The organism is Flavobacterium glycogeni (assembly GCF_048286775.1).
Lineage (GTDB): Bacteria > Bacteroidota > Bacteroidia > Flavobacteriales > Flavobacteriaceae > Flavobacterium.
In genome coordinates this window covers 1-3,892 of record NZ_JBLVPV010000050.1, presented here as the reverse complement: position 1 = coordinate 3,892, position 3,892 = coordinate 1, and the positions used below count along the sequence as shown (strand labels likewise).

Below are 3,892 nucleotides of genomic sequence, written 5' to 3'. Positions count from 1 at the left end.
TAATTGGAATCCTTAAAAGAATCTAGGTGAAGTTATTCGGCTGTAATTATTAAACAATTCGAAACGCAGGAATATTTCATGTGATCCTGAATTATAGTTCCTTAAATTGGTTGTTTCTCGGTCGTATCCATAACCAACATATAAACCATCGGTTATTTGAAATCCAACCATAGCACTTAATGCAGCACTCCATCGGTAAGCAACTCCAACTACAAACTTGTCATTAAACATAAAATTAGTTGAAACATCTACTTGCAAAGGCGAACCTTGAACCATTTTGGTCAGTATCGCTGGTTTGAATTTTATGTAAGAATCCAGATCAAATACATAACCTGCCATTAAATAATAGTTTATTTTGTCTTTGAATACCGCAACTTCATTATTATCATAACGATTGGTTTCGATGAAATTTGGCACCGATAAACCTATGTAGGCTTTATCAGAATGCCAATAAACTCCTGCTCCGATGTTAGGCGAAAATTTACTGTTGAAATTTTGAAGATTTGGGTCATCCTGATCTTCTGGATTTAATTTATTAACATCCAGATTAAATAAATTGGCTGTTGCCTTGATACCAAAAGAAAGTTTGAAGGCCTCAGATGTGGGAACAGAATAAGACAAATCTGCCGATAAGGTATTTTCATTGGTAGGACCGATTTTATCATTTATTAACGAAACTCCTAATCCTAAATTACTATTATTTAATGGGGTGTTTAATGAAAAAGTACTTGTCTCCGGAGCTCCATCCAGTCCAACCCATTGGGTACGGTATAGCCCAAAAATACTCATAACCCCTCTTGAACCAGCATATGCAGGATTAATAGTGATGGTATTGTGCATGTATTGCGTAAACTGCGCATCTTGCTGTGCAAATCCAGTGTAACAGGTTAACATCAAAGCGAAAATTAAAATTTTTGTGCTCATATTTTCTATTTTGAACCTGAGGGTTTTGCAACCCTCAGGAATTAGTAGGTTTTTTTATCTAGAAAGGTATAAATATCCGGCTTTATTCACAGTTTGTTTATAGGTTGTTGTATACTGGATAATGTAGTAATACGTTCCTGTTGGCAATTCTTTAGATTTGTTTATAGTTACTCTTCCTTCGGAGATACCTTCAAATCGTCTAGAACTGTTATCATAGTTATTAGTTTCATATACCAAAACTCCCCAACGGTTGTAAATTTCAACTTTATTTGTCGGATAACATTCAATATTGTCAATGTTTTCAATATTAAAGAATTGATTGAATCCATCACCATTAGGAGTGAACGCATTGTGTATTACGATGCTTTCACATGATAGTACTTCACAATTAGTATCAACAGTCATTTTGATTTCAATTCTTCTAGGGCATGCACCAGTTTTAATTGTATAAGAGAATGTATACACACCTGCTTGATTTCCAAAGGCATTGAATGAGGTTCCGGTAAATCCGATAGCACTATCTACATTTGTCCAAATGGCATCTGTAGGCACATCATCAGGATTTGGTAACAAAGAACGCAAATCATAAGATAAATCTACAGTAGTACAACTAGATTTAGGAACCTCTGTTACTTCAATTACTTGAGTTACGTGTAAAACCTGAATGAAAGTTGATCTATTTCCACAAGCATCAGATACAGTCCAAGTTCTGGTGATATCATAGATACCATTTACTAGAGCTGATTGAGTTTCTGTAAATACAGGTGTCCCAACTGCTGAACAATTATCTGTAAATTGTAATGTAGGTACAGCAGGTATTTCGTTACATACTACTTGTACGTTAGATTCAAGTTCTGTTACCAAAGTTGGTCCGTTTACATCACTAACTACTATGTTTTGTGTTATAGGGGCACTATTATTTCCACAAGTATCGGTAGCAATCCAAGTTCTTACTATTGTATAGTTAGAAGGACAGTTTCCTGCTAAAATAGTTTGTGTCATAGTAACAGTCGCAGTTCCACAATTGTCGGTTGCAGTTAATACAGCAGCAACAGGAATAGTATCACAAGATGCAATAGTATTGGCTGGTGCGCTTTCATTGAATGTTGGCAATGTAGTATCTTCTATAGCGAATGTAGCAGTAGATATTGAAGCGTTACCAGAGTTATCAGTAACTGTAAATACTACCGTAGCACTTCCGGTACCACCACAACCATCGCTTAATCCATTATAGTTGTTAGACCAAGTTACCTCCGAAGAAGTATCTGTAGCTGTAGCTCCACCATGAGAATCTAACCAAGCTTGTAAAGCTTCGTTATTACCATTATCATCACATTGTACGGCAAGATTAGCCGCATCTGTCATTACAGGAGGTGTTGTATCAACAACATTTACAGTTACCGTTGCCGAGTCACAATTCGTTGGGTTTAATTTTTCGCATAAGTTGTAAACGATAATATACGTTCCCGCTGGTGTGTTAGCCGGTACTGTTACAATTCCTGACGCCACATCAATACTTGGCACTGGTGCTCCCGCTGTTGCCGGAGTAGCCGGTGTTGTTATCGTTAAGTTCACTAATCCGATAACCACTGCTGTACCGTTTAAAGTGTCTGGACTGGTTGGGTTACCATCCAATACGTTACCTGCGTTTGGTGTTCCCGTTGTTCCGTTTCCGCCTGTCATCGCATCGTCAATCGCCTGGATTGTAGCCGCATTTACCACAATTTTTGAAAAAACCATGGCACAGTTTGTTGGATTCGTTACCTCACAGATTTTGTATGCTACATCATAACTTCCTGCTGGTGTATTTGGAGCTACAGTTACTGTTCCGTTTGTATTTAATGTCAATCCTGCCGGAACCGTTACTCCTGTCAAAGCTACTTCGCCAGGATTTGTTCCGATGACAACCGTATTTCCATTTAATTTGTCGTTATCCGTTAATGATGGTGTTGTACCTCCTGTGTTTCCGTTGATTGGATCAGTCGTTTCGGTGATAGCATCAATCGCAGCTTTTTCTACCACAACTTTTGAAAGAACCGTGGCACAGTTTGTCGGATTCGTCACTTCGCAGATTTTGTATGCTACACCATAACTTCCCGCTGGTGTATTTGGAAGTACGGTTACTGTTCCGTCTGGATTTAATGTCAATCCTGTTGGCACTGTTACTCCTGTCAAAGTTACTTCTCCAGGATTTGTTCCGATGACAACTGGATTTCCATTCAACTTGTCGTTATCCGTTAATGATGGTGTTGTACCTCCTGCGTTTCCGTTGATTGTTACTGTACTTTCTTCTTTGGCATCGATAACTGGGGCAGTTACTGTAAAACTAACTGAAGCTGTATCACAATTACTTGGATTTAATTTCTCACAGATAGAATAAACTAAAGTATACATACCTGTAGGTGTTCCCGAAGCAACAATCACATCCGAGCCACTTAAAGTTATTCCAGTATTTGTAGAACTTACAAACCTTAAAATAACATCTGCTAGATTAACCGTATTACAATTTAATTTATCATTAGCCAATACATCTATCAGTGCTGTACCTCCTGTAAAACTATTAATTGGAGTTCCAGAATCGTCATTTGCAACAATAAAGTTTGTTACGATTAAATTAACCAAACAAGTATTTTCATTTCCACAAGCGTCTTTAACAGAGATTGTAACAGATGTTGATCCAGATCCAACTACAGTACCTACCGTAGGAACTTGTGTTATTATTAAAGAACTAGTTAAAGTACAATTATCACTTGCTGCAATGTCTGCAGTAAAATCTGGAACTAATGCAGTGCAACTTGAATTTGAAGCAATAGTTTTATTGTTAGCACAAGTTGTGATCACTGGTGCCGTCGTGTCTTCGATGGTGATCACCTGAGTGAAAGTAGCACTGGTATTCGAGCATACATCATTGGCAACCCAAGTGTTGGTGTACGTTCCTGTATTGGCACAACTTCCCGCAACAAACAAT

At 37.8% G+C, this 3,892-nt stretch carries 2 protein-coding genes; both read right to left on the bottom strand.

Going from position 1 to position 3,892, the window contains the following annotated elements:
• Nucleotides 1-12: 12 nt before the first annotated feature.
• Complete coding sequence (locus ACNQGX_RS18140) at nucleotides 13-924, bottom strand: PorP/SprF family type IX secretion system membrane protein (protein WP_417978692.1); 912 nt, start codon at nucleotides 922-924, stop codon at nucleotides 13-15.
• Between the two features lie 54 nt (nucleotides 925-978).
• Nucleotides 979-3,892, bottom strand: a 2,914-nt coding sequence (locus tag ACNQGX_RS18135) for a gliding motility-associated C-terminal domain-containing protein (protein WP_417978690.1), incomplete at its 5' end; no start/stop codon positions are given.

Excerpts from the sequence above, each read along its gene's own strand:
- ACNQGX_RS18140 (WP_417978692.1), bottom strand. The coding sequence starts at position 924 with ATGAGCACAAAAATTTTAATTTTCGCTTTGATGTTAACCTGTTACACT.